This window comes from Thiorhodospira sibirica ATCC 700588, assembly GCF_000227725.2.
Classification (GTDB): domain Bacteria; phylum Pseudomonadota; class Gammaproteobacteria; order Ectothiorhodospirales; family Ectothiorhodospiraceae; genus Thiorhodospira; species Thiorhodospira sibirica.
On sequence record NZ_MU255056.1, the window covers coordinates 2,339,169 to 2,363,773 of the forward strand.

Genomic DNA, 24,605 nt, shown 5'->3' on the forward strand with positions numbered 1-24,605 from the left:
ACGCCATTGCCGAGACAGTACGCCAGGAGGTGCTCGCCTTGGTCAAGACGCACTACACCGACTTTGGCCCCACCCTGGCCTGCGACCCCCTGGCCGAGCGCCATGGTCATCATCTCTCGGTCGAGACCCTGCGCCAGTGGATGGTGGCCGATGGGCTATGGCAGCCCAAGCAACGCAAGCAAGCCCGCATTCATCAGCGCCGTCCACGCCGCCCCTGCCTGGGGGAGCTCATTCAAATCGACGGCTCGCCCCATGACTGGTTTGAGGTGCGCGGCCCGCGCTGTACCCTCATGGTGTTCATCGACGACGCCACAGGGCGCCTGATGGCCCTGCGCTTCGTGCCCGCCGAAACCACCCAGGCCTACATGGAGACCCTACAGCAATACCTGGATCAGCACGGACGTCCGGTGGCCCTCTACTCAGACAAACACAGCATCTTCCGTGTCAATCATCCTGAGCACGACGGGGAGCCTGACCCAGTTTCCCGCGCCCTCAAGACCCTCGACATCGCCGCCATTCATGCCAACACGCCTCAGGCCAAGGGGCGGGTGGAGCGGGCCAACCAGACCCTGCAAGACCGTTTGGTCAAGGAGCTGCGCCTGCGTGAGATCTCGGACATCGACGCCGCCAACGCCTTCCTCCCCACCTTCATGGCCGACTTCAACGCCCGCTTCGCCGTCGAGCCACAAAGCCCCCAGGATGCCCACCGACCGGTGCTGCACAGCCCCGAGGAGCAGGCCCTCATCCTTTGCCTGCACCATACCCGTAAGCTCTCCAAGAACCTTTGCTTCCAGTTCAAGAACCGGGAATATCAGCTTCAGGGACAGGGCAAGGGCTACCGCCTGCGGGGTGCCACCCTCACCGTCTGCGAGGCCTTCGACGGCACCATCACCCTCCTGCACCAGGGGCACATCATGCCTTACCGTCTGTTGGCTGAGGGCGAACCGCCCACACCGCTGGATGATGAAAAAAGTGTCCACCACAGCGTCGACCAGGCCAAGGCAAAACAGACCGCCAAGCCAACCTACAAACCGGCGCCGGACCACCCTTGGAGAGGTCGGGGCAACATCACTCCGGCACCAGCCCAAACACCATAACCACGCATTCTACGGGGGACACTTCTGCTTTGCACAAAAGGGGACTTTTCTGAATTGGGTTGACAGAGAGGAATCAAGGCGGGCGCATGATACATCGCTGAAAACACGAGTTTCACCGTCAGCATGACGCGCTACGTCTGGGAGTGACTCGTGAAATCTCTGGCCTCGTTGCGTAGCTGTGGAGTGTCCCGGAAATCCCGGAATGTGCTATTTTGCGGGTCTATACGGTCCGGGGCGGGGTGCGTCTCGGCGGGTTTGGGAGGTGGGCTGTTATGAAGGTATTGGTTTTCGGGGCATCGGGGTATATCGGCACGAATCTGGTGCCTAAGCTAGTCAGTGCCGGTTTGACGGTGCGAGCGGCGGCGCGTTCGATGAGTGTGTTGAAGGCGCGTGATTGGCAAGGGGTGGAGCTGGTCAAGGCGGATGTGTTGCAGCCCGACACCCTGGCGCCTGCGCTGGAAGGGGTGGAGATTGCCTATTATCTGGTGCATTCGATGGCCTCGGGCAAGTCCTTCGGTCGTCTGGATATTGAGGCGGCTGCTAATTTTGCCAAGGCGGCTGAGGCTGCCGGGGTGAAGCGCATTATTTATCTAGGCGGCTTGTTGCCGCCCAATGCCAAGAGTGAACATATCATTTCCAGGGCCCAGACCGGCGAGGAGCTGCGGCGGGGAGTTGTGCCGGTGACCGAGATTCGCGCCGGGATCATCGTCGGCCCAGGCTCGGCGGCCTTTGAGGTGATGCGCGATCTGGTGTTGCATCTGCCGATCATGGTGACGCCGCGCTGGGTGCGGGCCAAATCGCCCCCGATTGCCCTGGAGAATCTGCTGGAATATCTACACCGGGTGGCCTTTATCCCGGAGGCTGCGGGCAAAACCTTTGATGCCGCCGGGCCTGAGCATATTCCCTATGATCAGGCGATGCGCATTCTTGCCAAGGAGGCCGGGCATAAGCCGCCGATTATCCTGCCCGTGCCCTTGCTAAGCCCTAAATTATCCTCGTATTGGCTGAAATGGGTCACGGCGGTGCCAACGTCAGTGGCCCGCGCCCTGATTGAAGGCTTGCGTGAGGATTTTATTGCCGATGATCGGGCCTTGCGGGCTTTGGTGCCGCAGCCGCTGCTGGATTTTCGGGCGGCAGTGCGGGCGGTTTTTGAGGCTGAGCGGCAACATGCGGTGGCGGCGCGCTGGACCGAAGGGGCCTTCATGTTCCGCAACTACCGCCTGGATTATTCCTATTATGCCAAGCGGGCGGGCGGTACCTACCTGTCCTCAGCCAGCCCTGCACAGATCTGGCCGATCATTACCGCCATCGGTGGCGATAATCGCTATTATTTTATGAACGGTCTGTGGAAGGTCCGCGAGATCCTTGACTGGCTGGTCGGCGGGCAGGGCTTGAATTATGGTCGGCGCCATCCGGTGGAGGTGCGCTTGGGCGATACCATCGACTCCTGGCGGGTGATTGGGGTAGAACGTGAGCGGCGCTTGAGCCTGTTTTTCGGCATGAAGGCCCCCGGCTCCGGAGTATTGGAATTTGAGCTGAGTCCGGAGGCCAACGGCACACGCATCCAGGTCAACGCGCATTTTCACCCCGCCGGGGTGTGGGGGCTTTTGTATTGGTACACTCTGATCCCGACGCATCAATTTATGTTCAAGGGCCTGTGCAAAGCGATTGCGCAACGCGCCGAGGCTCGCGCAAATACCTCAGAGAATGCGCCATGAGTCACAAAGTCCGGCGTGCGGGCGATAAGCAGCGGGCGGCAGAGAAAGTCGCGCCCGTAGCCATCACCGTCGAGGCCAGCCCCGCCCCGGCGCGCAAACCCGCCTGGATTCGCACGCGCATCCATCATGCCGCACAGGTTCAGCAGATCAAGCGACTGCTGCGCGCCGGACATTTGCATACGGTGTGCGAGGAAGCCAGTTGCCCCAATCTTGGTGAGTGTTTCAGCAGTGGGACCGCTACGTTCATGATCATGGGCGCAATCTGTACCCGGCGCTGCCCCTTTTGTGATGTGGCACATGGCAGACCGCTGCCTCTGGATGCCCAGGAACCGCACACCCTGGCAGAGGCGGTTGCCGCCATGCAACTGCGCTATGTGGTGCTGACTTCGGTGAATCGTGATGATTTGCGGGATGGCGGCGGTGCCCATTTTGCCGCCTGTATCGCCGCGATTCGGGCGCGCACCCAGGGCGTTCGCATTGAGGCGCTGGTGCCGGATTTTCGCGGACGGGTTGATCCTGCCCTGAATGCCTTGTGCCAACATCCGCCGGATGTGTTTAATCACAATCTGGAAACCGTCCCGCGTTTGTATCACACCGTGCGCCCGGGGGCGGATTATCAAGGCTCCCTGGCCTTATTGGCGCAGATTCGGCAAAGACTGCCCGGCGTGGCGACCAAATCCGGGCTGATGTTGGGGCTGGGGGAAAGCGATGACGAAGTGCTGGCCGTATTGCAGGATTTACGCGCTCATGGCTGCGAGCGCCTGACCTTAGGGCAATATCTGCAACCCAGCCGCCATCATTTGCCCGTGAGCCGCTATGTCACCCCAGAAGCATTTAGCGCCTGGGGAGAACAGGCCAAAGCGCTTGGCTTTCTCCAGGTTGCCAGCGCGCCGCTGGTACGCTCTTCTTACCATGCGGCCATACACGACCAGCACACCCCCCACGATACCTGAGTTGCGGGTTTATCTCTGCCTGAAATATGTTTGTATTTGACGCCATAAAAAAACGGCCACCTGATGCGGTGGCCGTTGTGGTTTTGCACGATGAGTAATCAGCGCTGGTTGAGGGGTTTCCAGGCGCGATTTTCCGGGCCGATGTAGTTGGCGCTGGGGCGGATGATTTTGCCATCCTGGCGCTGTTCGATGACATGCGCCACCCAGCCGGTGGTGCGGGCAATCACGAAGATGGGGGTAAACATGGCAGTGGGAACACCCATCATGTGATAAGACACGGCGGAGAACCAGTCCAGATTAGGGAACATTTTCTTTTGTTCCCACATCACCGCTTCCAGTCGGTCGGCGACGTCAAACATGCGCAGGTTGCCGCGCTCTGTGGAGAGGCGGTGGGCCACGTCTTTGATGACTTTGTTGCGCGGGTCGCTGATGGTGTAGACCGGATGACCAAAACCGATGATGATTTCCTTGGCCTCAACACGGCGGCGGATATCCGCCTCGGCTTCATCGGCGCTGCTGTAACGCAGCTGGATCTCGCAGGCCACTTCATTAGCGCCGCCGTGCTTAGGCCCTCGCAGGGCACCAATCGCGCCGGTGATGGCAGAGTGGATGTCGGAATTTGTGCCAGCCACCACGCGAGCGGCGAAGGTCGAGGCGTTGAATTCGTGTTCGGCGTAGAGGTTTAATGAGGTGTGCATGGCGCGCACCCAGGATTCCTGCGGGACGCGCCCATGCAGCAGATGCAGAAAGTGACCGCCTACGCTTTCATCATCGGTTTCTACCTCGATGCGCCGACCGTGGCGCGAGTAGTGATGCCAGTATAAAAGCGCCGAACCCAGACAGGCCACCAGCCGATCACCGATAGCGCGCGCGCCGTGGACGCTCATATCGTCTTTTTCGGTTTCCAGGGTGCCCAGCATGGAGACTGCCGTGCGCATCACATCCATCGGATGGGCGCTGGGGGGGATTTGCTCTAACACGCTACGCAGGGCGGCAGGCAGGCCACGCTGTCCTTTGAGGTGTTCCTGATAGCTGCGCAGTTGGGCGCTATTGGGCAATTCACCGTGAATCAGCAGGTAGGCAATCTCCTCAAAGGAGGTATTGTCTGCAAAATCCAGGATGTCATAACCGCGATAATGCAGGTCATTTCCTGTGCGCCCTACGGTGCAAATGCCCGTGTTGCCTGCCGAAGTACCCGAGAGGGCAACGGATTTTTTAGGCTTGCGGGCATCAGTTTGTGGCTGTTCGGTCATCAGTTCCTCCGCGAAAAACCCCGACCTTCAGGCCGGGGAGGGATAGCGGCTACGACCTCGCAGCCGCCGGAAATAGTTAGGTGCAGGCCTTCCACCTGCTGGGCCGTGAGGCTCTGCCCGTAAGGGCCTGGTGACGGAGCCTTGCGGCTCGCTCCCCTCGCCAATGTGTACAACCGGCTCCCGCTTGACAGCGGCGATCAAAACCTTCGACGTTTTACCTTGCGTCAGCATGATCCTGACCTTCCAGAGCGGCAGACTGAGGAAGCATCCGCCGGTGAGTCTTAACGACCTGTTGTACACGTAGCCCCTTTCGACCTTTCTGGTCAGGCGGGCTTAGGCTGGTCAACCTAGCTTGCTTTCACCTGTCTGCGTCGCGGCAGGCAGGCAAGCTCCGGCTTTAGGCCGGGGTAGTTGACGCCTTTTTATCCCCTTCGTGTTGGAATAGTTGATCAAGTTTTTGCTCATAGGCGTGATAGCCTAGGTGCTCATAGAGTTGTGCGCGGGTTTGCATCAGATCCACAACCCCGGCCTGGGTGCCATCACGGCGGATGGCCTGATAGACGGTCAGCGCCGCCTGATTCATTGCACGGAAGGCCGACAAGGGATACAACACCAGCGATACCCCGACCTTGCCAAGCTCTGTGGTGGTAAACAGCGGTGTCTGGCCAAATTCGGTGATATTGGCCAACACCGGCACATTCACCGCCTGCACAAACTGTTGATATTGTTCCAGCGTGTTAATCGCTTCGGGAAAAAGCATATCGGCACCGGCCTCAACACAGGCCACCGCCCGTGCAATCGCAGAATCCATCCCCTCAACCGCCAGCGCATCGGTGCGCGCCATAATCACAAAGTCATGGCTGCGGGCATCGGCAGCAGCTTTGATACGATCCACCATCTCGCCCAGCGAGACAATCGCCTTGCCAGGACGATGTCCGCAGCGCTTGGCCTGTACCTGATCCTCAATATGACACCCAGCCGCACCGGCCCGGATCAGCTCGCGCACCGTGCGGGTGATGTTAAAGGCACTGGAGCCAAAACCGGTATCAGCATCCACCAATAACGGGGCCTCGGTGACGTAGGTGATACGGCGCACATCTTCGAGCACATCATGTAAAGTGCTGATACCCAGATCCGGCAGCCCCAGGGAACCGGCCGCCACGCCGCCGCCAGACAAATACAGCGCCCGGTAGCCGGTTTGTTGGGCCATCATGGCATGATAGGCGTTGATCACGCCGACCACTTGCAGTGGGTGTTCTTCGGTGACAGCCTGACGCAGACGGGCACCGGGGGAGTCGTGTGTGGACATGTGGACTTCCTGCGGGTTAGGTTGAGGTGAATGGTTTGCGCTGTGGTTGTGCGGCTTGCCGGTCGCTACACCAGGTGGCGTGCGGCGTTTTCGCGTGAGGCGCGGATATGGCGGCGCATCAGCAGCTCAGCCATTTCGCCGTCGCCATCGGCAATCGCCTCAATCACGTATTCATGCTCCTTAAATGCATGATCAGCGCGATTGCCACTCATGCCGAACTGATAGCGGTACATGCGCAATAAATGATACAGATCATCACACAGCAGATTGATCAGGCGCGGGCTTTGACTGGCCTGCACGATGCGATAATGAAAATCCAGATCGCCCTCTTTCTGAAAATAGGCGATGCCCTCCTGCGCTGCACCGCGCTGGCGATACTCCTGCAACAACTCCCGCAGACCCTGCACCAGCGCCGGGGTTTTACGCGTCGCTGCCAGCCGGGCTGCCGTGCCTTCCAGGGCCTCACGCAATAAATACAATTCGAGCAAATCCTCCCGGCTCAACGAGATCACCCGGGCACCCACATTGGCGCGCCGCTGCACCAAGTGACAGGCCTCCAGCCGCCCGATGGCATCACGCAACGGCCCGCGACTGATGCCGTAAGCACTGGCCAGCTCCGGCTCACGGATGCGACTGCCCGGCGGAATCTCCCCGGCAATAATGGCATTGCGCAAGCGCACAAACACACGATCTGCCAGCGTGGTCGATGGATTCGCTATATTGTTGACAATATCTGACATGGACTCACAGTCATGTGCTATCTGTGGCCGCGATTTTGGGTTTTCAGAAAGAGATTGTCAACAATTTTATTTCCACGCCGGCGAGTAAAGCGCCTGCCCCACAATCCACAGATAGTCTTTGCGCGACAGCCGGGGGCGGGAAAACAGATCATCCTCCTGGCGTTTAAGGTGCCACAGCACCCGCTGCCCGGCCGCCATGATCAGGCGCAATTCCAGACCAAAACGCCCACCGACCTGCCCACCCAGTGGGCGACCGTCATGCAGCCATTCTTCAACCCGGGCAAACTGAAACTGCATCAAGGCGCGCATGGGCGCATCGCTGATCGCCTGCGCCAAATGAGACTCACTCACCCCAAAACGCTGCATTTCATCCTGGGGCAAATAAATCCGCCCCATTTCCGCATAATCCTGGCGCAAATCCTGATAAAAATTGATCAACTGCAAGGCGGTACAAATGGCATCGGATTTAAGCAGCAAAGCCTCTTCGCGGTAGCCGCACAAATGCAACAGCATACGCCCGATGGGATTAGCCGAGCGGCGGCAATAATCCCGCAGCGTGGCAAAATCGGCATAGCGTTGCTGCGTAACATCCTGGGCAAAGGCACTGAGCAAATCGTGCACCAGCGCCACCGGGACGCGATGACGGCTGAACGTATCGGCCAGCGCAAGCATCACCGGATCATCCGCCGGCTGGCCCTGCGCGGCACACTCCACCGCCTGGCCCAACGCCTGCAAACCCGCCAAACGCTCCGCCGCACTCAGCGAGCCCTCATCCGCCAGATCATCGCCACGCCGGGCCACCGCATAAATCGCCGCTACCGGCCCCCGCACCCGCGTCGGCAACAGGCGCGATGCCACCGGGAAGTTTTCATAATGGCCTTGTGCAATACGCAAACAATGCGCATAAGCCTGTGCTGTAGTCATAAGTTTGTCTGTTTGTTTATTTCAATCAACGCGCCCGCGTGGAGCGCGAACAGTGGCGGCATCATCTTGATGCCGCATGAAGTGGCATTTGCCACAGTGCCCGGATAGCGGCGATGCCGCAGGCGCGGTGGTTTAACGCGGTGGGCAGGTCGGCCATATCCAAGCCGCCGAGGGCGTAGATCGGGATTGGGCTGTGCTGGGCGAGTTTGCAAAAGGCATCCCAGCCCAGTGTTGGGGTGTCGGGGTGGCTGGCCGTGGGGGCCAGGGGTGAGAGGGTAAGAAAATCCAGCGGCAGGGATGCGGCCACGCTCAGGCTGTGGGCGTCATGCACCGAGGCCCCATAGCACAGTGACTGCTGTGCCATTTGACGCACGGGCAGTCCTTGCAGCAGGTGTTGCTGGGAAAAATGCACGCCATCGGCGCCGCTACGCTGGGCCAGCGGTACATCATCACTGAGCAACGCCTGTACCTGCTGGTGCTGACAGCAGCGCACGAATTCAGCCACCTGGGTGAGTGACAGCGGTGTCTGGGCGGTGCTGCGCAGGCGCACCATGCCGATATCGCCGTGACTTAAGCGTTGTTGCAGATGCTGTAAAAAACCGGCCCAGTCAGCGCCCGGCTCGGGGGTGATCAGGTAGTACAGCGGCAGTGGACGGGGCCGGGCCAGAAGGGTTTGCAGGATGATCTGATTGGCCGGCCAAAAGCGGTAGCGCGGCAGTTGCTGGCGGTCTACCCAGCGTAACTGCTGGCCTTCGCAGGGCTGGGGGGGGCGGTCGATGGCGCGCACACAATGCACCTCAAGGCACACCGCGTCTTGCACGACACTTAGCAAGGGGTCTTGCACCAGCGGATATACCCCCAGTTCTTCGCAAAGTTCGCGCTGTAATGCCTGTGCAGTGGTTTCACCCGGCTCAATCTTGCCGCCGGGAAATTCCCAGAGGGCCTCGGTATGTCCTGGCGGGATGCGCGAGGCGATGAGATACTGATCCAGGGCGTTGCTGATCAGTGCCACCGCCACGCGCTGAGGTAAGTCCTTAGCCATCCGCCTTGGGGCTGGGCGGTTTGGTCGGGCTGGCGGGCGGGGCGTCGAAGGTGCTCCAACCGTGCGGACGCTGGGTCTGCGGTAGGTCTTTTTGCGGGTCAGTGTGACGCAGCAGATACGCCTTGGCGACAAAATGCGCGGTGATCGGTGCGGTCAGGAATAAAAACAGCAAAATCAGGATTTCGTGCATGGAAATCTTGGACTCAAAGACCAGGAAATACACCATCGAGGCCAGCAGGGTACTGCCCACGCCCAAGGTGGTGGCCTTGGTGGGGGCATGCAGGCGGGTCATCAGGTCTTTGAGTTTGATCAGCCCAAAGGAGCCGACCAGCGAAAAGATCCCCCCGGCGACGATCAGCACAGAAACCAGCAGTTCAGCAAAAAAGATTTTGTCCATCAGTTAGCTCCGTGGTGTCACAAACAGTTATTCAATGACATCGCCGCGCAGCAAAAACTTGCAATAGGCGACGGTCGAGATAAAGCCGAACATGGCAAACAGCAGGGCTGCCTCAAAATAGACGGCGGTGGTTTCCATGATGCCATAGAGCATGATCAGGGCGATGACGTTGATTACCATGGTATCGCCCGCCAGGACACGGTCTGTCAGCGTGGGGCCAAGCACCAGCCGCCACAGATTCAGCAAAAACGCCAAGGACAGGCAGACAAAGCCAAACAGCAGGGCATAACCGATCATTCAAAGATCTCCTTCAAACGTGCCTCATAGCGGGTCTTGATGTGGGCCACGGCAGCGGCGGGGTCGGGGGCATCCAGACAATGCACCAGCAAGGCCCGGCCATCGGCGGATAAATCGCTGCTCACCGTGCCCGGTGTCATGGTGACGGTGCCTGCCAGCAGGGTAATCGCCTCGGGCGATTTAAGATCCAGCGGTACGCTGATCCAGCAGCTACGCAGCTTGTCCGCCCGGCGAAACAAAATCAGGTACGCTACCTGGATATTGGCAACGACGATATCCCACATCACCACCAAGGCGTAGCTGATAAATTTGTGCAGGGATTTCAGGCGGGGGCGATCCGGCCAGAAATGGCTGCTAAGGATCGGGATCAAAATCCCCAGCACCAGCCCGACCACCAGCCCCCCCCAACTGAGGCTGTTGAGCAATAACATCCACACCACCGTCAGCGTTAGGGTTAGCAGTGGATGAGGCAGATAGCGCTTGAAAAAACCGGGTTTTGCAGGAGATGCCATGATTTACCCTCCCAAGACAGCGTGGATATAGCGTGTTGGCTCAAACAGCTGCGCGGCGGTTTGATCCAGATACAGCGCCACCGGCCCGGCAAAGGCCGTGAGTATCACCATGCAGGCCAATAATCCGCCCGTGGCCACAAAGGGCAGGGCATTGCCGACCGGAAGGCGTCTGGCACGACGGCGCAAGGGTTGACCCGCCTCGTGAGTTTTCCAGAACACCAGACTGCCCGCCCGGGCAAAGCCAATGATGGCCAACAATGAGGTGAACAGGATCAAGCCCCAGATCCACGCCATCAAGGTACTGTCGCGGGCGCTGTCTAAGATCAGCAACTTACCGATAAAGCCCGACAGCGGCGGCATCCCGGTCATGGCAATTGCGCCCAGGAAAAACAGCCCGGCAATCAGGCCCATTTGTGCAAACGGGGCAGTCAGGGAGAGATGGTCTGCAACCTCCTTGCGCCGTTGTGCCACCATATCCACAATCAAAAACAGGGCCGCAGCGGCGAGAGTGGAATGCACCATATAATACAGCGCCGCCGACATCGCCGGGGCGGTGAACAGGGCCACCGGAATCAGCAGGGTGCCCATCGAGCCAATGACCGCAAAGCTCACCATCTGCCCCAGACTACGGGCGGCCAAGACCCCGATCATGCCGACCACCAACGTGATCAAGGCTGCTGGCATCAGCCACGCTGCCGCCAGCCAGGCAGAATCCCCGGCGCCTTCGCCAAAGGCCAGGGTATACAGGCGAATAATGGCATAAGCCCCGACCTTGGTCATGATGGCAAACAGCGCCGCCACCGGCGCGGGCGCGAGGCTATAGGTTCCCGGTAACCAGAAATGCACCGGCACCAGCGCGGCCTTAACCGCAAACACCAGCAATAACAGCAAGGCGCCGATATGCAAAATGGCCTGATCCGCTGGCGGAATATGCGGGACCTGCTGCGCCAGATCGGCCATATTAAGCGTGCCGGTGACGCTATAAATCAGCCCCACAGCGAACAAAAACAGGGTCGATCCAGCCAGGTTAATCACCACATATTGCACCCCGGCCTTAAGCCGCATCGCACCGCCGGCATGCACCATCAGGCCATAGGAGGCAATCAGCAACACCTCAAAAAACACAAAGAGATTGAAGAAGTCGCCGGTCAGAAAGGCCCCGTTCAGGCCCATCAGCAAAAACAAAAACAGCGCGTGAAAATGGCGGCCGCGCCGGTCCCAGCCGGCAATGGCATGGAGCAGCACAAACAGCGCCAGCACCGAGGTCAGCAAGAGCATCAAAGCCGACAGACGATCCAGCACCAGGGTAATCCCAAAGGGCGCCGGCCAGTTGCCCAGGGCATAGGTATGGGTGTGGCCGTCACTGGCCTTAAATACCAGCAACACCGACAACAGCACCAAGGCCACCGTGGTGGCTACGGAAAACACCCGCGCCAGCACAATGTCCTGACGCATCCCCATGGCAATCAGCGGCGCGGCAATCGCGGGAATGATCACCGGCATCACAATCCAGTGTTGCATCAGTGGGGGCCTCCCTTGAGGTCGCCATCGGTGGCGATATCCACATGATCAGAATCGCTTTCCAGATAGGCCCGCAACGCCAGCACCACCAGCAAGGCGGTCATCCCGAAAGAGATCACAATGGCCGTGAGCACCAGGGCCTGGGGCAAGGGATCACTGTAACCGGGGCTGGTGGCGGTGATCACCGGCGGCATGTTTATCGCCAGACGGCCCATCGCAAATAAAAACACATTCACCGCATAGGTCAGCAGCGCCAGCCCCAAGACCACCGGAAAGGTGCGCGCCCGTAACAGAAGATATACACCCGCCGCAGTGAGCAGACCCACCGTGCTGGCTACCAGAAATTCCATAGCTGTCCTCGTCGTAAACTTAAGCCAAAATGGGTAAAACCGGGACCCCGGTTAATTTTTTGTATTCTCCAGGGGATTGACATCCATAGGCTGCTCATTGATCTGCTGATGCTGGGCGCGGCGCCCGATGCGCGACAGATTCGCCAGGGTCAGCATCACAGCCCCCACCACGGTCAAAAACACCCCGGTATCAAAGGCAATGGCGCTGGCCAGTTCAAATTTGCCAACCAGTGGCCAGGTGAAATATTCAAAGGCGCTGGTGAGGAACGGATGCCCGGCAATCCAGGAGCCAATGCCGGTGGCAGCGGCGATTAAAATCCCCGCGCCCACCATGCCGTGATAATCCACACGCATCCGCTTGGCGGTCCAGCCAAAGCCGCTGGCCATGTATTGCATGATCAGGGCAATGGCCACCACCAGCCCGGCAATAAAGCCACCGCCGGGGACGTTATGCCCGCGCAGGAAGATATAGGCCCCGACCAGCAGCGCCAGCGGCAACATCACCCGCGTGGCCACCACCAGCATCATCGGATGGCGATTCATGGAGCGTTGCTCAGTACTCACCCAGGCATCCAGCTTGCGCCCGACCTCGCCGCGCAATGCCCCGTCCAGCAAGGCAAAAATGGCCAGCGCGGCAATCCCCAGCACGATGATCTCACCGAAGGTATCAAAGCCGCGAAAATCTACCAGGATCACATTGACCACATTGGTGCCGCCGCCACCGGGCAGGGATTGTTCCAGATAAAAATCCGAGAGGGTGACAAAATCGCGCGTCATGGCCGCAAAGGCTATCGCCCCCACGCCAAGACCGGCCACCACCGCCAGCACCCCATCACGCACCTTGCGCACGCTCATGCTCTCCGCCGGGGTATGCTTGGGCAAGAAATTCAGCGCCAGCAGCAGCAAAACAACCGTGACCACCTCTACCGAGATCTGGGTCAGCGCGAGATCCGGCGCTGACAGATAGACAAAGCCGATAGAGACAATCAGGCCGATCACCCCGACGGTAATCAGCGCCAAAAGGCGATCCCGATGCAAAGCCATCAGCGCCGCACAGCCACCGATCAACAACAGCCAGCCGACGATGGCCACCGGCGCGGCAGGCAGCATGGCGCGGTTCCCGGCCTCATGCGAACTCAGCCAGAAGGTGACATAACCGATGACCACACAGGCCCCGATAAACCAGGCCAGATAACGCTGCAACGAGCCGTTATGCAGGCGATAGGTCAATGCGCTGCTCACCGCCACCGCCCCGGTCAGGGTGCGGTCAAACAGGGCTTTGGCCTGTGGATGCGGGCCTTTTTGCCAGGCAGCGCGCACCTGCGTATAACGCCACAGAATCACGATCCCAAGCCCCAGCGCCACCGCCGACATGAATAACGCCGGGGTCAAACCGTGCCAGATGGACAGATAATAATCCGGCAATGGCCCACCGATCACCGCCCCGGCACTGGCCGCCACCAGCGGCCCGGCGAAGGTCTGCGGAAACAGGCCGATAAGCATCACCAGGCCCACCAGAAAGGCTGGCGGCAGCCACATGCCCATAGGGGGATCATGCGGGGTGCTGGGATAATGTTCGCGCACCGGGCCAAAAAAGACCTGCGTGATATAACGCAGCGAATAGGCCACTGACAGCATCGCCCCGGCAGTCGCCAGCAGCGGAATCAGCCACGCCTGCCCGGCCCAGACGGTATGCGCTGCCTCTTCAAGCATCATCTCCTTGGACAAAAAGCCATTGAGCAGCGGAATCCCCGCCATTGAGGCCGCCGCGATGGTCGCCAGGGTAGCGGTAATCGGCATCAGCATCACCAGCCCGCCCAGATGCTTGATATCCCGCGAGCCGACCTCGTGATCAACAATCCCCGCGCTCATAAACAAGGCCGCCTTAAAGGTGGCGTGATTGATAATATGAAACACCGCCGCCACCGCCGCCAACGGCGTTCCAAAGCCCAGCAGCATGGTAACCAAGCCCAGATGGCTGACGGTGGAATAGGCCAGTAGCGCCTTGAGATCATCCTTAAACAGCGCGATATACGCCGCCACCACCATCGTGATCAGACCGGTGGTGGTCACCAGATAAAACCAGATCTCGGTGCCTGCCAGCACCGGCCACAGCCGCGCCAGCAAAAAAATCCCGGCCTTGACCATGGTCGCCGAGTGCAGATAGGCCGACACCGGCGTGGGGGCAGCCATGGCATGAGGTAACCAGAAATGCAGGGGAAATTGCGCCGATTTGGCAAAAGCGCCGATTAAAATCAGCAACAGCGCCGGGACATACAGCGGTGAAGCCTGAATCAGCTCCTTGTGTTGCAGGATCACGCTTAAATCATAAGAACCGACAATCTGCCCGAGTAACAGCGCCCCGGCAATCATCGCCAGGCCCCCGCCACCGGTCACTGCCAGCGCCATACGCGCCCCCTGGCGGCCCTCGGGGAGGTGTTTCCAGTAGCCGATCAGCAAAAACGACGACAGACTGGTCAGCTCCCAGAAAATCAGCAACATTAAAATATTATCAGAGAGTACAATGCCCACCATCGCGCCCTGAAACAGCAGCAGATAGGTGAAAAACGTCCCCATCGGGTCTTCCTTGGCCAGATAAAAGCGGGCATAAATGATGATCAACAGCCCGATGCCCAGAATCAGACTGGCAAACAACAGCCCCAGACCATCAAGAAAGAAGTTGGCATTCAAACCCAGTCCGGGCAACCAATCCCAGCCGACCTGCACGACTTCACCGCGCAACACCGCCGGGACATGCGTCATCAGCAGCGCAAAAGCTAAAATAGTGACCGAGGCCGTAGCGATGGTACAGGCATTACGGCCCGTGCGAATCATCAGCGCAGGCAACACTGCACCGATGAACGGCAGCATGACAATTAAAACGAGGCTCATGGTGTCTTAAAATTCCTGATCAAGCGTCGCGGCGGCTTCCCGCTGTCGCACGTACATTTCAAAGATGTATGAATCTTGCAGCGCGTAATCCTACACCAAAGCCGCACAAGCGTCTAAACCTTTGGGATATGCAAAAACGTGGCGACACCTTCCAGGTGTCGCTCTGGAAGCGCGGAGCACCCGCTCCGCGCCATGGAACGTCGCTCTCCAGAGCGGCTTTATCAAATGACTCATGAGCAAAGACCTTAGCGCTAAAACACCGCCAAACATGGCGGGAAACATGCGTGATACGGAGCATATATTGAATGTTTACCGGCATCATTGAAGCGGTCGGCGAGCTGGCCGCCATTACCTGGCAGGGGAGCGATGCCCGGCTGCACATCCGCAGCCGCCAGCTTGACCTAAACGATGTGCGCCTGGGCGATAGTATTGCCGTCAACGGCGTTTGTCTGACGGTGGTGACGTTGCACGCGGATGGCTTTATCGCCGATGCCTCACGCGAAACCCTCACCCTGACCACCCTGGGGCGGCTTCCCTTGCAAAGCCCGCTGAATCTGGAAAAGGCCCTGACGCCGACCACCCGCCTGGGCGGTCATCTGGTCAGCGGTCATGTCGATGGCATTGCCAAAATCCGCAGCCGCAAAGACGATGGGCGCTCGCTGCACCTGGAACTGGAAGCCCCCCCCGCACTGGCGCATTACATCGCTCCCAAAGGCTCGGTGTGTCTGGATGGCACCAGCCTGACGGTAAACCGCGTCAACGCGCATTACTTCACCGTCAACATCGTTCCGCACACCCAGACGGGCACCATCATCCCCGGCTATCGCATCGGCACCGAGGTCAATCTGGAGGTGGATCTGATTGCCCGTTATCTGGAGCGCCTGCTGCAAGGCCAGCAGCCCGCCCCACACAAAGACATCAGCACTGCCTTTCTTGCCGCACACGGCTTTTTCAAAACATAAGGAATGACATGACATTTAATACAACCGAAGAGATTCTTGCAGAACTGCGCGCCGGGCGTATGGTCATCATCGTCGATGATGAAGACCGCGAAAACGAAGGCGACTTGCTCATGGTCGCCTCGCAGGTACGCCCTGAAGACATCAACTTCATGGCCAAATATGGCCGGGGATTGATCTGTCTCACCCTCACCCAGGAGCGCTGCCGCCAGTTACGCCTGCCGCTGATGGTGGGCGACACCAATGCCAAGCATGCCACCAACTTCACCGTCTCCATCGAGGCCGCCGAAGGCGTCACCACCGGCATCTCCGCCTACGACCGCGCCCATACGGTGCGCACCGCCGTAGCCCCGGCGGCCCAACCCGCCGATCTCATCCAGCCGGGGCACATCTTTCCACTGATGGCCCAGCCCGGCGGCGTCTTGGTGCGTGCTGGCCATACGGAAGCGGGCTGCGATTACGCCCGCCTCGCCGGCTTTGAACCCGCCGCTGTCATCGTGGAAATCCTCAACGAAGACGGCAGCATGGCGCGCCGCGATGACCTCGAACAGTTTGCAGCGCAACATGGTCTGAAAATGGGCACCATCGAAGACCTCATCCGTTACCGCATCGAAAATGAAAAAACCGTCGAGCGCGTGGCCCACACCCCCTTTCCCACAGAGTTCGGCCGGTTTGAACTCTACGCCTACAGCGACAGCATCGACAAAGGGCTGCATTTTGCCCTGGTCAAAGGCGAAGTTGACTCCAGCGCGCCCACGCTGGTGCGGGTACATCTGGAACATACCCTGTGCGACACCCTCAACTACCACGGCATCGAATGCGGCTGGCCCCTGCGCGATGCCATGCGCCTGATTGCCGAACAAGGCCAAGGCGTTGCCGTGGTCATCTGCAAAACAGAACCCCCGCGCGAGATCATTTTAAAATTACGCGAAATGGCCCTACGCCAAGGCGAAGCCACCCCAGAATCAAATGACTCCGCCCGCCACGCCGACCTTCGCACCCACGGCATCGGCGCACAAATCCTTGCCGACCTCGGCGTCCATCAAATGCGCCTGCTATCCGCCCCCAAACGCTTCCACAGCCTCGGCGGCTTCGGTCTCGAAGTCGTCGAATACATCACCGGCCGCAGCTAATCATGGGAGCGCGTAGCCCCCTGGGAACGCGCAGCACCCGCTGCGCATAGTCATTAAACCCCACGAGGCCTACGGCCTCGTTGCGGAGCGGGTGCTCCACACTCCCACCCAACACTTGTCCAAGTCCTGATCATAATCAAGAAAAAACATATTTTTAATTGTCACGCGAAAATTTACAGGCATTATATGTTATAGCTTTTAGCTATAAGCGTTTAACTTTAAAATATAAGAAAACTTTGAAGGAGTTCATGGATGAACGACGACCCCCCAGCCCGGATGCGTAGCTTGCGGAGCAGAGGGCGCGAGGGCTATCAAGGGTTGTCCGCCCCACCCTCCTTCGAGCGCAGCGAGCCTCTTCGGCGCAGTTCTTCGACACGCTGTCGGGCTAAATGCTTGAGCCAGGTGCCGAGTGATTTTTTCCCATCGGCTAACACGGCTTCGCGAAACAGCGCTTTCTCTTCTGGTGATAGCCGGAGGCACGTTGCTGGATGGCTCTTGATGGTAGAAAGGTCTTTCATGAAGTATGCACCCCTTGACATTGACGGTGCATACTCTATCATATCCCCCATGATTCAGCGATCCTACCAATTCAGGTTTTACCCGACCGCCGTGCAAATGGTGCTGCTCGCACAATGCTTTGGCGCGGCTCGATGGGTCTGGAATACCGCGCTGGCTTGGCGTTCGCACTGTTACAAGATCGCGGGCGAGAAGGTCACTGGCGTGGATTTCTCGCGTGAATTGACCTGGCTGAAAAAGATCGAAGCCTTCGCCTGGCTGGCGACGATCCCCTCCACGGTGCTGACGCAAGCCCTGCGTGACCAGGATCGGGCCTTTGCCAACTTCTTTGCCAAGCGCGCCAGATACCCGCGATTCAAGAAACACCGTGAAGCCGCGTCGATCCGTTTCCAGATTGATCAGCGGGGGGTGATGAACGCCTATCGCGCGGGCGAATTTCTGAAGCTGCCCGGTCTTGGCCTGCTCGATGTCCGGTGGTCGCGGATCCCTGGCGGTGTCCCCAAGATGGTCACCATCCGTCGCGATGCCGCCGGGCGGTATTTCGTGGCCTTCATGGTTGAAGAAGCGATCCAGCAAGCCCCCGTCAGCACTCAAAGCGTGGGCATTGATGTCGGGCTGAAGGATGTCATCATCACCAGCGCTGGCCAAAAGTCCGGCAACCCGCGCTATCTGCGCAGGTATCAGCGCCGCTTGAAGATGGCCCAACGGCGATTGAGCCGGAAGCAAAAAGGCTCGAACCGCTGGCATCGGCAAAAGCGCCGAGTCGCACGGATTCATGCCCGTATCTCCGATTCCCGCAAAGACTTCCTGCACAAGCAAACCACGGCGCTGGTTCATGACCATGGCGTCATCGCCATTGAAGACCTGTGCGTGAAAGGGCTGGTCAGAACTCGCCTGGCGAAATCCATGAGTGATGCGGCGCTGGGTGAATTGCGCCGTCAGCTCGAATACAAGTGCCAATGGCACGGGCGCGTGTTGCTGGTCGCTGACCGCTTCGCCCCCACAAGTAAAACCTGCTCCAGTTGCGGCACGGTGCAAGCCGAAATGCCGTTGCGGATCCGGGACTGGACCTGTCCCGACTGCGGAGCCGTTCACGAGAGAGACGTAAACGCTGCCGTGAATGTACTCATGTTCGCTACGGGCGGTAGGCCCGAAGGTCATGCGCGTGGAGGGCGAGAGACCCCAAGCGCCGGAGTCCCTGTGGACCTCGGAAAGCTGGCGCCCGATGAAGCGCGAACCAAACCGGAATGCGCGGGAGCGTGTCATGGATGACATGCGACTAAGCATTAGGGGCGGACTCCAATTTTTTTACTACCGGGAACTGCCCAACGCGCTGCATGGGTCTACATGGAAACCGCTGGACGTAACGACGTGTATGCCCCCCTGGACAGTGTTGCCTATCCGATCTTGAAATCCCATCTGCAACAATGGACCTTATATGGCAACTACCGCCTGCGCCACAATCTCGACCTGCGCCTGCGCTACATGCTTGAGCAATACCGCGAATCGGATTGGGGCCTGCACATCGACGGTATGCGCGGCGTAGGCGATTTGATTTTGCTGGATCAAAACAGCCCCAGCTACACCGCCCACCTCATGGCCGCCACACTGCTATATCGCTTTTAATGGTGGGGTTTGTAACGTGTTTAGTGACGTTGACCCAAGGCACAACAAGCCCGTCCTTCAGGGTTTGAGCAATCGCAGCACAACAGACGCTTGGCACTATTTGACATCCCCCCGGTTAAAGCACAAAGCCGGGGGATTCCACCGACGAAACAGCCAGCCCAACTTGAGAGAACGAACAAATCGCGCTTAGCCGAAGGATTTCAGAACGTGGATCGGTAGTTGAGAGACGATGGCAGCAAGATGCCTACTGAAGGTTTAAGGATGTTATTATAATAAGATTTTGCAAAACCTTACCGCGTGTCGAAAAAACTATCCGTGCAAGCCAAGTCATCGTCGCAAAACACCCTGCCACTCGGCCCTCGCGTTATTCCGCGTGCGGAGCATCCGATCTCCCGGGCACAGATTAACGAACATGCACTCAAAGTGCTTTACAAGCTCAAAGACGCTGGCTTTCGCGCCTGTCTGGTGGGCGGTGGGGTGCGTGATCTGCTGCTGGGGCGTGAACCCAAAGACTTTGATATCGCCACCGATGCCCACCCGGAACAGGTGCGCCAGATCTTTCGCAATTGTCGCCTCATTGGGCGGCGGTTTCGCCTGGCGCATGTGTTTTTTGGCCGTGAGATTATCGAAGTGGCCACCTTCCGGGCAGCCCTTGGCGATGAGCACACAGACGGCAAGCCACGCAGTGGGGCCTTGCTCGAAGATGGGCGGATCATCCGCGATAACGTCTATGGCACCATTGAGCAGGACGCTTGGCGGCGGGATTTTTCCGTCAATGCCCTGTATTACGACATCAGCACCTTTTCGGTACTGGACTATACCGGCGGCATGGACGATCTCAAGCGCGGCGTGTTGCGCCTGATCGGTGATCCCGCCGTGCGTTTTCGTGAAGATCCGGTGCGCCTGTTACGCGCCGTGCGTTTTGCGGCCAAACTGGGGTTCAAGCTTGATCCTGCCACCGAATATCACCTGCCCCGGCTGGGCTATTTGCTGGATGATGTTTCCCCGGCGCGCTTATTTGACGAGGCAATCAAGCTGTTTCAGGGCGGGTATGGGGTGCAGACCTTTGAGATGCTGCGCCATTATGATCTGTTTTGCTGCCTGTTTCCGCAGACTGAAGAGGCCCTAACGCACGAGGAGCACGGCTTTCCCCTGACCTTTGTCGTGCATGCCCTGCGCAGCACCGATGAGCGCATCGCCACCAATAAGCCCGTCAATCCGGCTTTTTTATATGCGGCGCTGCTATGGGAACCGGTGCGCCTGATGGCCGAGGCGCGTGTGACCAAAGGAGACTGCGCTATCGTCCCGGCGTTGCAGCTGGCGGCTGATGCCGTGTTGGCCCGGCAGATGCACTGCACCAGCATCCCGCGCCATCTCAGCAATATCATGCGTGAGATCTGGTCTTTGCAGCCTGGACTGTTAATTTGCAAAGGGCCGAAGGTTTTCAAAATCATGGCCCATCCGCGTTTTCGGGCGGCTTATGACTTTTTCTGCCTGCGCGCCCAGGCTGGCGAAGTCTCTGAGGAATTGTGCCAATGGTGGACGCAGATCCAGACGCTCAACGAGGCGGAACAAAAGCGCATGGCTGGACTGGGTGATAACACCGGCAAGAAACGCAAGAAACGCAAAAAGCGCACGGCCAAGCCTAAGACCCAACAAGACCAAGCCCCGCAGGGCACCTCTCATGCCCCCTAAAGCTATATCGGCATCGCGGCGCAGCGCACAGATCTTTGAGCGCCTGGCCCACGCCAACCCACACCCTACCACTGAGCTGCTTTACGAAAACCCCTTTCAGCTGCTCATTGCAGTGATGCTCTCCGCACAGGCCACTGACAAAAGCGTTAACCGGGTCACGCCGGGGCTATTTGCCCAGGCTCCCACGCCTCAAGCCATGTTCGCCTTGGGCGTAGAAGGCATCAAAGCACACATTAAAACCATCGGACTTTACAACCACAAAGCGGCCCATATTCACCAAAGCTGCGCGATCTTGTTGCACCAACATCAAGGCCAGGTTCCACGCGAGCGCGCCCAGCTTGAAGCACTGCCCGGCGTAGGGCGCAAAACCGCCAATGTCATCCTCAACACCGCCTTTGGTGAGCCAACCATTGCCGTAGACACCCATATCTTTCGCGTCGCCAACCGTACCGGTATCGCTGAGGCTAAAACCGTCAATAGCGTTGAAAAAATCCTCCTGGAAGTTGTCCCTGATTCCTTCAAACAACACGCCCACCACTGGCTCATTCTGCACGGACGCTATACCTGCACCGCCCGCAAACCCGCCTGCAACACCTGCCTGATTGCTGATTTATGCAAGACAGTCAACACCGCGCCTTAGCGTGGTCCTGGGAGCGCCGGGCACCACCCCGGCAGATTTTTCTATGTAGGCAGCTCCGGCGGGCGGCGTTGCACATTTTTATGCGGAGTGGATGCGCCGCGCTCCCAGGGGCGTGGGCTGCCGCCTGGGTTGCAGTCGCACTTTCATATCAACGACAATGGTCACAATGAAGCGATCATGATACTGGCTTGGCAGGGTTTTCATGTTGATCTGGTGGGCGATGCTTCATCAACAGCATTCAGTATGGAGGTTTTATGGATATCGTGCGTGTGTGGTGCCTATGTTCTGCCCTATGGCTTGCTTTATCAGGCTGTGCAAATACCAGCACCGACCCTCGCGAAGGCGGCTTGCTGGGCGGTATAGCCGGTCTGCAATCGGGGGCCTATGAACAGCGTATTGCGGAGCGCGAGCAGCGTCTGGCCGAGTTGCGCGCAACCCAGGAAGCGCTGCATGATGAAAGCGTTTGGCTGGATGCGTGGCAGGAATCGGTGACCGCTGAGGTGTTGCACGAGCGCGAACGTCTGGACGCGCTGCGATATGATCTTTCGCAGTTGGAGCAGCGCGTAAACAGCCTGAGTCGTGAACAGGCACACAGCGATCAACGCATTCAGGCTCTGCAAGAACGCCTCGCAACCCTCAGACAACAGCTCGACACACATCATAGCCACTTGCAAGGCTATCAGGGACACACCCCCTCACATACGGGCGCTGCGCTGATTTCGACGGTCTATAATCCCGAGACCAATGATGATGTGCCGGACGCGGAAGCCGATGAACGCTTGCAGGCCCTGCAAGCGCAGCGACGCGCCTTGCAACAGGAATATGAATCACTGATTGAGCTGTCTTTACAGCTTGCCTTGTAAAAAGCGCAACACACGGCCACTCGGGCGGTTGCGCCTGCATCATGCGATGGAGGATTTTTCGATGTTGCACTGCTTTCACCCTGCCTTTAACGCCGGGCGGTTCAGCCTGATCTTGGTGGCTTTGCTGCTTTGGCCCGTCAGCGCATGGGCCCAGTTGCATGAACTGGAAGGTACGCACGGCCATACCCCTGAAGTCGATGCGGCTAATACCGCGCTGTCTGGTTATCTGCGTTGCGAGGGGGATGCGGCCTGTATCGACACCCGCACCCAGCTGCCCTTGCGCGTGTTGCCGCGCCCTTTTTCCAATCTGTATACCAGCACCCGCGCTGACGCCGGGGCTATCCTGCAGGCCAACATCCCGGCCTTTCATCCGCTGTATGTCTTTGCCCGCGAAGGGGTTGATCTGAGTGATCCGGCCAATCCACGCGGCTGGTATCAGGTCGGCAATACCCGCACTCAGGCCAGTGGCTGGATGCAGGCTCTCGATGTGCTGGAATGGCATCAGGCGCTGCTGGTGTCATACACCCACCCCGGCGGCGTCCTGGAAGGTCGTCACCCCGTCTTGATGTTTCGTGACAAGGCGACGCTGGAGGGGCTGGTGGACTCCTTTGATATGCGCAGCGATGCCGAGGTGTTTTACCAGCACATCCAGGCGGGTGAAATACCCGAAAGCCTGATCAGCATGGAACCACAGCGCTTTGTCGATATTACCCGCCAGTTTTACATCCTGCCGATTCTGGACTGGGAAGAGCTGCGCATCGACGGTGATGATGTCCGCCTGTTACAAATCGCGGCGGCGGTGCCGCGTGAGCGGGGTGCTGATACCCTGCAAGATGGCGATTATCTGCAACAGGTCACGGTAGCCCGCGATGCCCAGCAAGGCATTGATCTTGATGCGCTCACGGTCGATATTGTCTTTGTCATCGACACCACCCGCAGTATGCAGCCCTTCATCGACATAACCCGTGATGCGGTATTGCGCGTGGCCCAACGCTTTAGCGAGGAGATTGGCGAACGAGTGCGCTTTGGCCTGGTGACCTTCCGCGACTCGCTGGAAGTCATTCCACAGCTGGGCTATGACACCCGCAACTGGACACCGAACTTTGTAGACAGCAAGGCCTTGGCCGCCTTGCTCACTGATGAAGTCAAGGCCACCCAGGTCGGCAGTCTGGATTATGCCGAGGAGGTCTTTGCCGGGGTCAATCTGGCGCTGCGTTCCAACTGGCGTGAGGGCGCGCTGCGCTTTATGATCCTCATCGGCGATGCCAGCTCGCACCCCAAGGGACATCCGCAAAACATCACCGGCAAAGACGAAACGGATCTGCGTCTGGAAGCCGATGATGCCCAGGTGCATCTGACCGCCATTCACCTGCTGGAACCCCGCGCTGCGGAAGATCACCCCATTGCCGAGGCGCAATTTCGGCATTTGGCGCGGATTCGTGGCTCCCGCAATGAAGCGGCCTATGAATCGGTGGATTTCAATGATCCCAAAGCCTTTGATCGCCTGATTGATGGGGTCGCCAATGGCTTGATTGCCCGCCTGGCGAGCACGCTGGGGGCATCCGTAGACACCGGGCAAGTGGCCACACCGCCTTCCGTCGAACGCATCTGGGAAGCCGCCCTGATCGAATATCTGGGTAAAGGCGCCAGCCCCCCGAAAGATGTGGTGGCCTGGGTACTGGATCGTGACCTGATCAATCCGGTGGATCGCTCCCTGGATGTGCGTGTGCTGGTGACTCGGGAGCAGCTCAGCAGCCTGTCACAGGCCCTAAACCAAGTAGTGCAGGCCCTGATGCGCGCCGAAGTCACGCAATCGCAGTTTTTCGAGGCCTTGCAAAGCGTCGCCGGGCAGACCATGAAACGCCCGGAGGACATCGGCCAGGCCCGTCAGCTTGCCGATACAGGACTATTGCCCGCCTTTATCCAGACCCTACCCTATCGCAGCGACATTCTCTCGCTCAGTGATGAAATGTTTGCCAGCATGACCGCCGAGCAACGCTCACAGCTTGAATGGAGCATCCTGGCCAAGCTGGAGCAGTACCGCGCCATCAACGAACAGGTCGATGCCTGGTTTCGTCTCAATGACGCCGACGCTGACCGGGATCGGGTCTATCCGCTGCATCTGGACTATCTCCCCTGAGCCACCCGCCCGGAAGATATAAGGTTAA

Annotated in this window: 23 protein-coding genes; 11 read left to right on the forward strand and 12 right to left on the reverse strand. The window is 58.9% G+C overall.

Translation table 11 applies throughout. The annotated features are described in order from the left end of the window. The 3 genes from THISIDRAFT_RS10930 to lipA all read left to right on the forward strand — a co-directional run. Positions 1 to 1,097: ISNCY family transposase (locus THISIDRAFT_RS10930; RefSeq protein ID WP_221913999.1), on the forward strand; the 1,097-nt coding region annotated here is incomplete at its 5' end. Between the two features lie 272 nt (positions 1,098 to 1,369). Continuing rightward, positions 1,370 to 2,815 (forward strand): DUF2867 domain-containing protein, encoded by a 1,446-nt coding sequence (locus tag THISIDRAFT_RS10935; RefSeq protein ID WP_006786548.1) that lies wholly within the window; start codon positions 1,370 to 1,372, stop codon positions 2,813 to 2,815. After that, a complete protein-coding gene (gene lipA / locus THISIDRAFT_RS10940; protein ID WP_006786546.1) occupies positions 2,812 to 3,768 on the forward strand; it encodes a lipoyl synthase in 957 nt (318 codons plus the stop codon). The genes THISIDRAFT_RS10935 and lipA overlap by 4 nt, the downstream gene beginning before the upstream one ends. A gap of 98 nt (positions 3,769 to 3,866) precedes the next feature. On the opposite strand, the gene prpC is transcribed toward lipA, so the two are convergent. The 11 genes from prpC to THISIDRAFT_RS10995 all read right to left on the reverse strand — a co-directional run bounded on the left by prpC (position 3,867) and on the right by THISIDRAFT_RS10995 (position 15,005). After that, a complete protein-coding gene (prpC, locus tag THISIDRAFT_RS10945; RefSeq protein WP_006786545.1) occupies positions 3,867 to 5,021 on the reverse strand; it encodes a bifunctional 2-methylcitrate synthase/citrate synthase in 1,155 nt (384 codons plus the stop codon). A 397-nt stretch (positions 5,022 to 5,418) separates the two neighbouring features. After that, on the reverse strand, positions 5,419 to 6,330 hold the full coding sequence (gene prpB, locus THISIDRAFT_RS10950; RefSeq protein ID WP_006786544.1) for a methylisocitrate lyase: 912 nt from the start codon (positions 6,328 to 6,330) through the stop codon (positions 5,419 to 5,421). Positions 6,331 to 6,395: 65 nt separating this feature from the next. Then, complete coding sequence (locus THISIDRAFT_RS10955) at positions 6,396 to 7,070, reverse strand: GntR family transcriptional regulator (RefSeq protein WP_006786543.1); 675 nt, start codon at positions 7,068 to 7,070, stop codon at positions 6,396 to 6,398. 66 nt (positions 7,071 to 7,136) lie between these two features. Further along, positions 7,137 to 7,994 (reverse strand): squalene synthase HpnC, encoded by an 858-nt coding sequence (hpnC, locus tag THISIDRAFT_RS10960; protein WP_006786542.1) that lies wholly within the window; start codon positions 7,992 to 7,994, stop codon positions 7,137 to 7,139. Positions 7,995 to 8,055: 61 nt separating this feature from the next. Further along, on the reverse strand, positions 8,056 to 9,036 hold the full coding sequence (locus THISIDRAFT_RS10965; RefSeq protein ID WP_006786541.1) for a Nudix family hydrolase: 981 nt from the start codon (positions 9,034 to 9,036) through the stop codon (positions 8,056 to 8,058). Further along, positions 9,029 to 9,433 carry a Na+/H+ antiporter subunit G gene (locus tag THISIDRAFT_RS10970; protein ID WP_006786540.1) on the reverse strand — a complete coding sequence of 135 codons (405 nt, stop codon included), beginning with the start codon at positions 9,431 to 9,433 and terminating at the stop codon, positions 9,029 to 9,031. The genes THISIDRAFT_RS10965 and THISIDRAFT_RS10970 overlap by 8 nt, the downstream gene beginning before the upstream one ends. A gap of 27 nt (positions 9,434 to 9,460) precedes the next feature. Further along, on the reverse strand, positions 9,461 to 9,730 hold the full coding sequence (locus THISIDRAFT_RS10975) for a K+/H+ antiporter subunit F (RefSeq protein ID WP_006786539.1): 270 nt from the start codon (positions 9,728 to 9,730) through the stop codon (positions 9,461 to 9,463). Next, positions 9,727 to 10,242 carry a Na+/H+ antiporter subunit E gene (locus THISIDRAFT_RS10980; protein ID WP_006786538.1) on the reverse strand — a complete coding sequence of 172 codons (516 nt, stop codon included), beginning with the start codon at positions 10,240 to 10,242 and terminating at the stop codon, positions 9,727 to 9,729. Before THISIDRAFT_RS10980 ends, THISIDRAFT_RS10975 begins: the two co-directional genes overlap by 4 nt. A 3-nt stretch (positions 10,243 to 10,245) precedes the next feature. Next, positions 10,246 to 11,763: a monovalent cation/H+ antiporter subunit D gene (locus THISIDRAFT_RS10985; protein WP_006786537.1), complete on the reverse strand. Its 1,518-nt coding sequence runs from the start codon at positions 11,761 to 11,763 to the stop codon at positions 10,246 to 10,248. After that, on the reverse strand, positions 11,763 to 12,113 hold the full coding sequence (locus THISIDRAFT_RS10990) for a Na+/H+ antiporter subunit C (RefSeq protein WP_006786536.1): 351 nt from the start codon (positions 12,111 to 12,113) through the stop codon (positions 11,763 to 11,765). The genes THISIDRAFT_RS10985 and THISIDRAFT_RS10990 overlap by 1 nt, the downstream gene beginning before the upstream one ends. A gap of 51 nt (positions 12,114 to 12,164) precedes the next feature. Then, positions 12,165 to 15,005 (reverse strand): monovalent cation/H+ antiporter subunit A, encoded by a 2,841-nt coding sequence (locus THISIDRAFT_RS10995; RefSeq protein ID WP_006786535.1) that lies wholly within the window; start codon positions 15,003 to 15,005, stop codon positions 12,165 to 12,167. A 305-nt stretch (positions 15,006 to 15,310) separates the two neighbouring features. Between THISIDRAFT_RS10995 and THISIDRAFT_RS11000 the strand changes: the two genes are divergently transcribed. Beyond that, entirely contained in the window at positions 15,311 to 15,967 is a 657-nt protein-coding gene (locus THISIDRAFT_RS11000) for a riboflavin synthase (RefSeq protein ID WP_006786534.1), read from the forward strand. 8 nt (positions 15,968 to 15,975) lie between these two features. Next, on the forward strand, positions 15,976 to 17,097 hold the full coding sequence (gene ribBA / locus THISIDRAFT_RS11005; protein ID WP_006786533.1) for a bifunctional 3,4-dihydroxy-2-butanone-4-phosphate synthase/GTP cyclohydrolase II: 1,122 nt from the start codon (positions 15,976 to 15,978) through the stop codon (positions 17,095 to 17,097). A 311-nt stretch (positions 17,098 to 17,408) separates the two neighbouring features. Here the strand turns inward: ribBA and THISIDRAFT_RS11010 are convergent, their stop codons facing one another. Then, positions 17,409 to 17,615, reverse strand: coding sequence for a hypothetical protein (locus THISIDRAFT_RS11010; RefSeq protein ID WP_006786532.1), 207 nt, complete (start codon positions 17,613 to 17,615; stop codon positions 17,409 to 17,411). A gap of 49 nt (positions 17,616 to 17,664) precedes the next feature. Between THISIDRAFT_RS11010 and THISIDRAFT_RS11015 the strand changes: the two genes are divergently transcribed. The 6 genes from THISIDRAFT_RS11015 to THISIDRAFT_RS11040 all read left to right on the forward strand — a co-directional run bounded on the left by THISIDRAFT_RS11015 (position 17,665) and on the right by THISIDRAFT_RS11040 (position 24,577). Then, on the forward strand, positions 17,665 to 18,885 hold the full coding sequence (locus THISIDRAFT_RS11015) for an RNA-guided endonuclease InsQ/TnpB family protein (RefSeq protein ID WP_006786531.1): 1,221 nt from the start codon (positions 17,665 to 17,667) through the stop codon (positions 18,883 to 18,885). Positions 18,886 to 18,960: 75 nt separating this feature from the next. After that, positions 18,961 to 19,239: an MtrB/PioB family outer membrane beta-barrel protein gene (locus tag THISIDRAFT_RS11020; RefSeq protein WP_006786530.1), complete on the forward strand. Its 279-nt coding sequence runs from the start codon at positions 18,961 to 18,963 to the stop codon at positions 19,237 to 19,239. A gap of 297 nt (positions 19,240 to 19,536) precedes the next feature. Continuing rightward, positions 19,537 to 20,934, forward strand: a complete 1,398-nt coding sequence (gene pcnB / locus THISIDRAFT_RS11025; RefSeq protein ID WP_006786529.1) for a polynucleotide adenylyltransferase PcnB — start codon at positions 19,537 to 19,539, stop codon at positions 20,932 to 20,934. Then, the gene (gene nth, locus THISIDRAFT_RS11030; RefSeq protein ID WP_006786528.1) at positions 20,924 to 21,574 is read left to right on the forward strand and encodes an endonuclease III; all 651 of its coding nucleotides are present in this window, start codon (positions 20,924 to 20,926) and stop codon (positions 21,572 to 21,574) included. The genes pcnB and nth overlap by 11 nt, the downstream gene beginning before the upstream one ends. A 254-nt stretch (positions 21,575 to 21,828) precedes the next feature. Continuing rightward, a complete protein-coding gene (locus THISIDRAFT_RS11035) occupies positions 21,829 to 22,437 on the forward strand; it encodes a hypothetical protein (RefSeq protein WP_006786527.1) in 609 nt (202 codons plus the stop codon). Next, positions 22,427 to 24,577 (forward strand): vWA domain-containing protein, encoded by a 2,151-nt coding sequence (locus THISIDRAFT_RS11040; RefSeq protein WP_246585381.1) that lies wholly within the window; start codon positions 22,427 to 22,429, stop codon positions 24,575 to 24,577. Before THISIDRAFT_RS11035 ends, THISIDRAFT_RS11040 begins: the two co-directional genes overlap by 11 nt. Positions 24,578 to 24,605: the final 28 nt, after the last annotated feature.

Coding starts and splice junctions, on each gene's coding strand:
- THISIDRAFT_RS10935 (WP_006786548.1), top strand. CDS start 1,370: ATGAAGGTATTGGTTTTCGGGGCATCGGGGTATATCGGCACGAATCTG.
- lipA (WP_006786546.1), top strand. CDS start 2,812: ATGAGTCACAAAGTCCGGCGTGCGGGCGATAAGCAGCGGGCGGCAGAG.
- prpC (WP_006786545.1), bottom strand. CDS start 5,021: ATGACCGAACAGCCACAAACTGATGCCCGCAAGCCTAAAAAATCCGTT.
- prpB (WP_006786544.1), bottom strand. CDS start 6,330: ATGTCCACACACGACTCCCCCGGTGCCCGTCTGCGTCAGGCTGTCACC.
- THISIDRAFT_RS10955 (WP_006786543.1), bottom strand. CDS start 7,070: ATGTCAGATATTGTCAACAATATAGCGAATCCATCGACCACGCTGGCA.
- hpnC (WP_006786542.1), bottom strand. CDS start 7,994: ATGACTACAGCACAGGCTTATGCGCATTGTTTGCGTATTGCACAAGGC.
- THISIDRAFT_RS10965 (WP_006786541.1), bottom strand. CDS start 9,036: ATGGCTAAGGACTTACCTCAGCGCGTGGCGGTGGCACTGATCAGCAAC.
- THISIDRAFT_RS10970 (WP_006786540.1), bottom strand. CDS start 9,433: ATGGACAAAATCTTTTTTGCTGAACTGCTGGTTTCTGTGCTGATCGTC.
- THISIDRAFT_RS10975 (WP_006786539.1), bottom strand. CDS start 9,730: ATGATCGGTTATGCCCTGCTGTTTGGCTTTGTCTGCCTGTCCTTGGCG.
- THISIDRAFT_RS10980 (WP_006786538.1), bottom strand. CDS start 10,242: ATGGCATCTCCTGCAAAACCCGGTTTTTTCAAGCGCTATCTGCCTCAT.
- THISIDRAFT_RS10985 (WP_006786537.1), bottom strand. CDS start 11,763: ATGCAACACTGGATTGTGATGCCGGTGATCATTCCCGCGATTGCCGCG.
- THISIDRAFT_RS10990 (WP_006786536.1), bottom strand. CDS start 12,113: ATGGAATTTCTGGTAGCCAGCACGGTGGGTCTGCTCACTGCGGCGGGT.
- THISIDRAFT_RS10995 (WP_006786535.1), bottom strand. CDS start 15,005: ATGAGCCTCGTTTTAATTGTCATGCTGCCGTTCATCGGTGCAGTGTTG.
- THISIDRAFT_RS11000 (WP_006786534.1), top strand. CDS start 15,311: ATGTTTACCGGCATCATTGAAGCGGTCGGCGAGCTGGCCGCCATTACC.
- ribBA (WP_006786533.1), top strand. CDS start 15,976: ATGACATTTAATACAACCGAAGAGATTCTTGCAGAACTGCGCGCCGGG.
- THISIDRAFT_RS11010 (WP_006786532.1), bottom strand. CDS start 17,615: ATGAAAGACCTTTCTACCATCAAGAGCCATCCAGCAACGTGCCTCCGG.
- THISIDRAFT_RS11015 (WP_006786531.1), top strand. CDS start 17,665: ATGATTCAGCGATCCTACCAATTCAGGTTTTACCCGACCGCCGTGCAA.
- THISIDRAFT_RS11020 (WP_006786530.1), top strand. CDS start 18,961: ATGGAAACCGCTGGACGTAACGACGTGTATGCCCCCCTGGACAGTGTT.
- nth (WP_006786528.1), top strand. CDS start 20,924: ATGCCCCCTAAAGCTATATCGGCATCGCGGCGCAGCGCACAGATCTTT.
- THISIDRAFT_RS11035 (WP_006786527.1), top strand. CDS start 21,829: ATGGATATCGTGCGTGTGTGGTGCCTATGTTCTGCCCTATGGCTTGCT.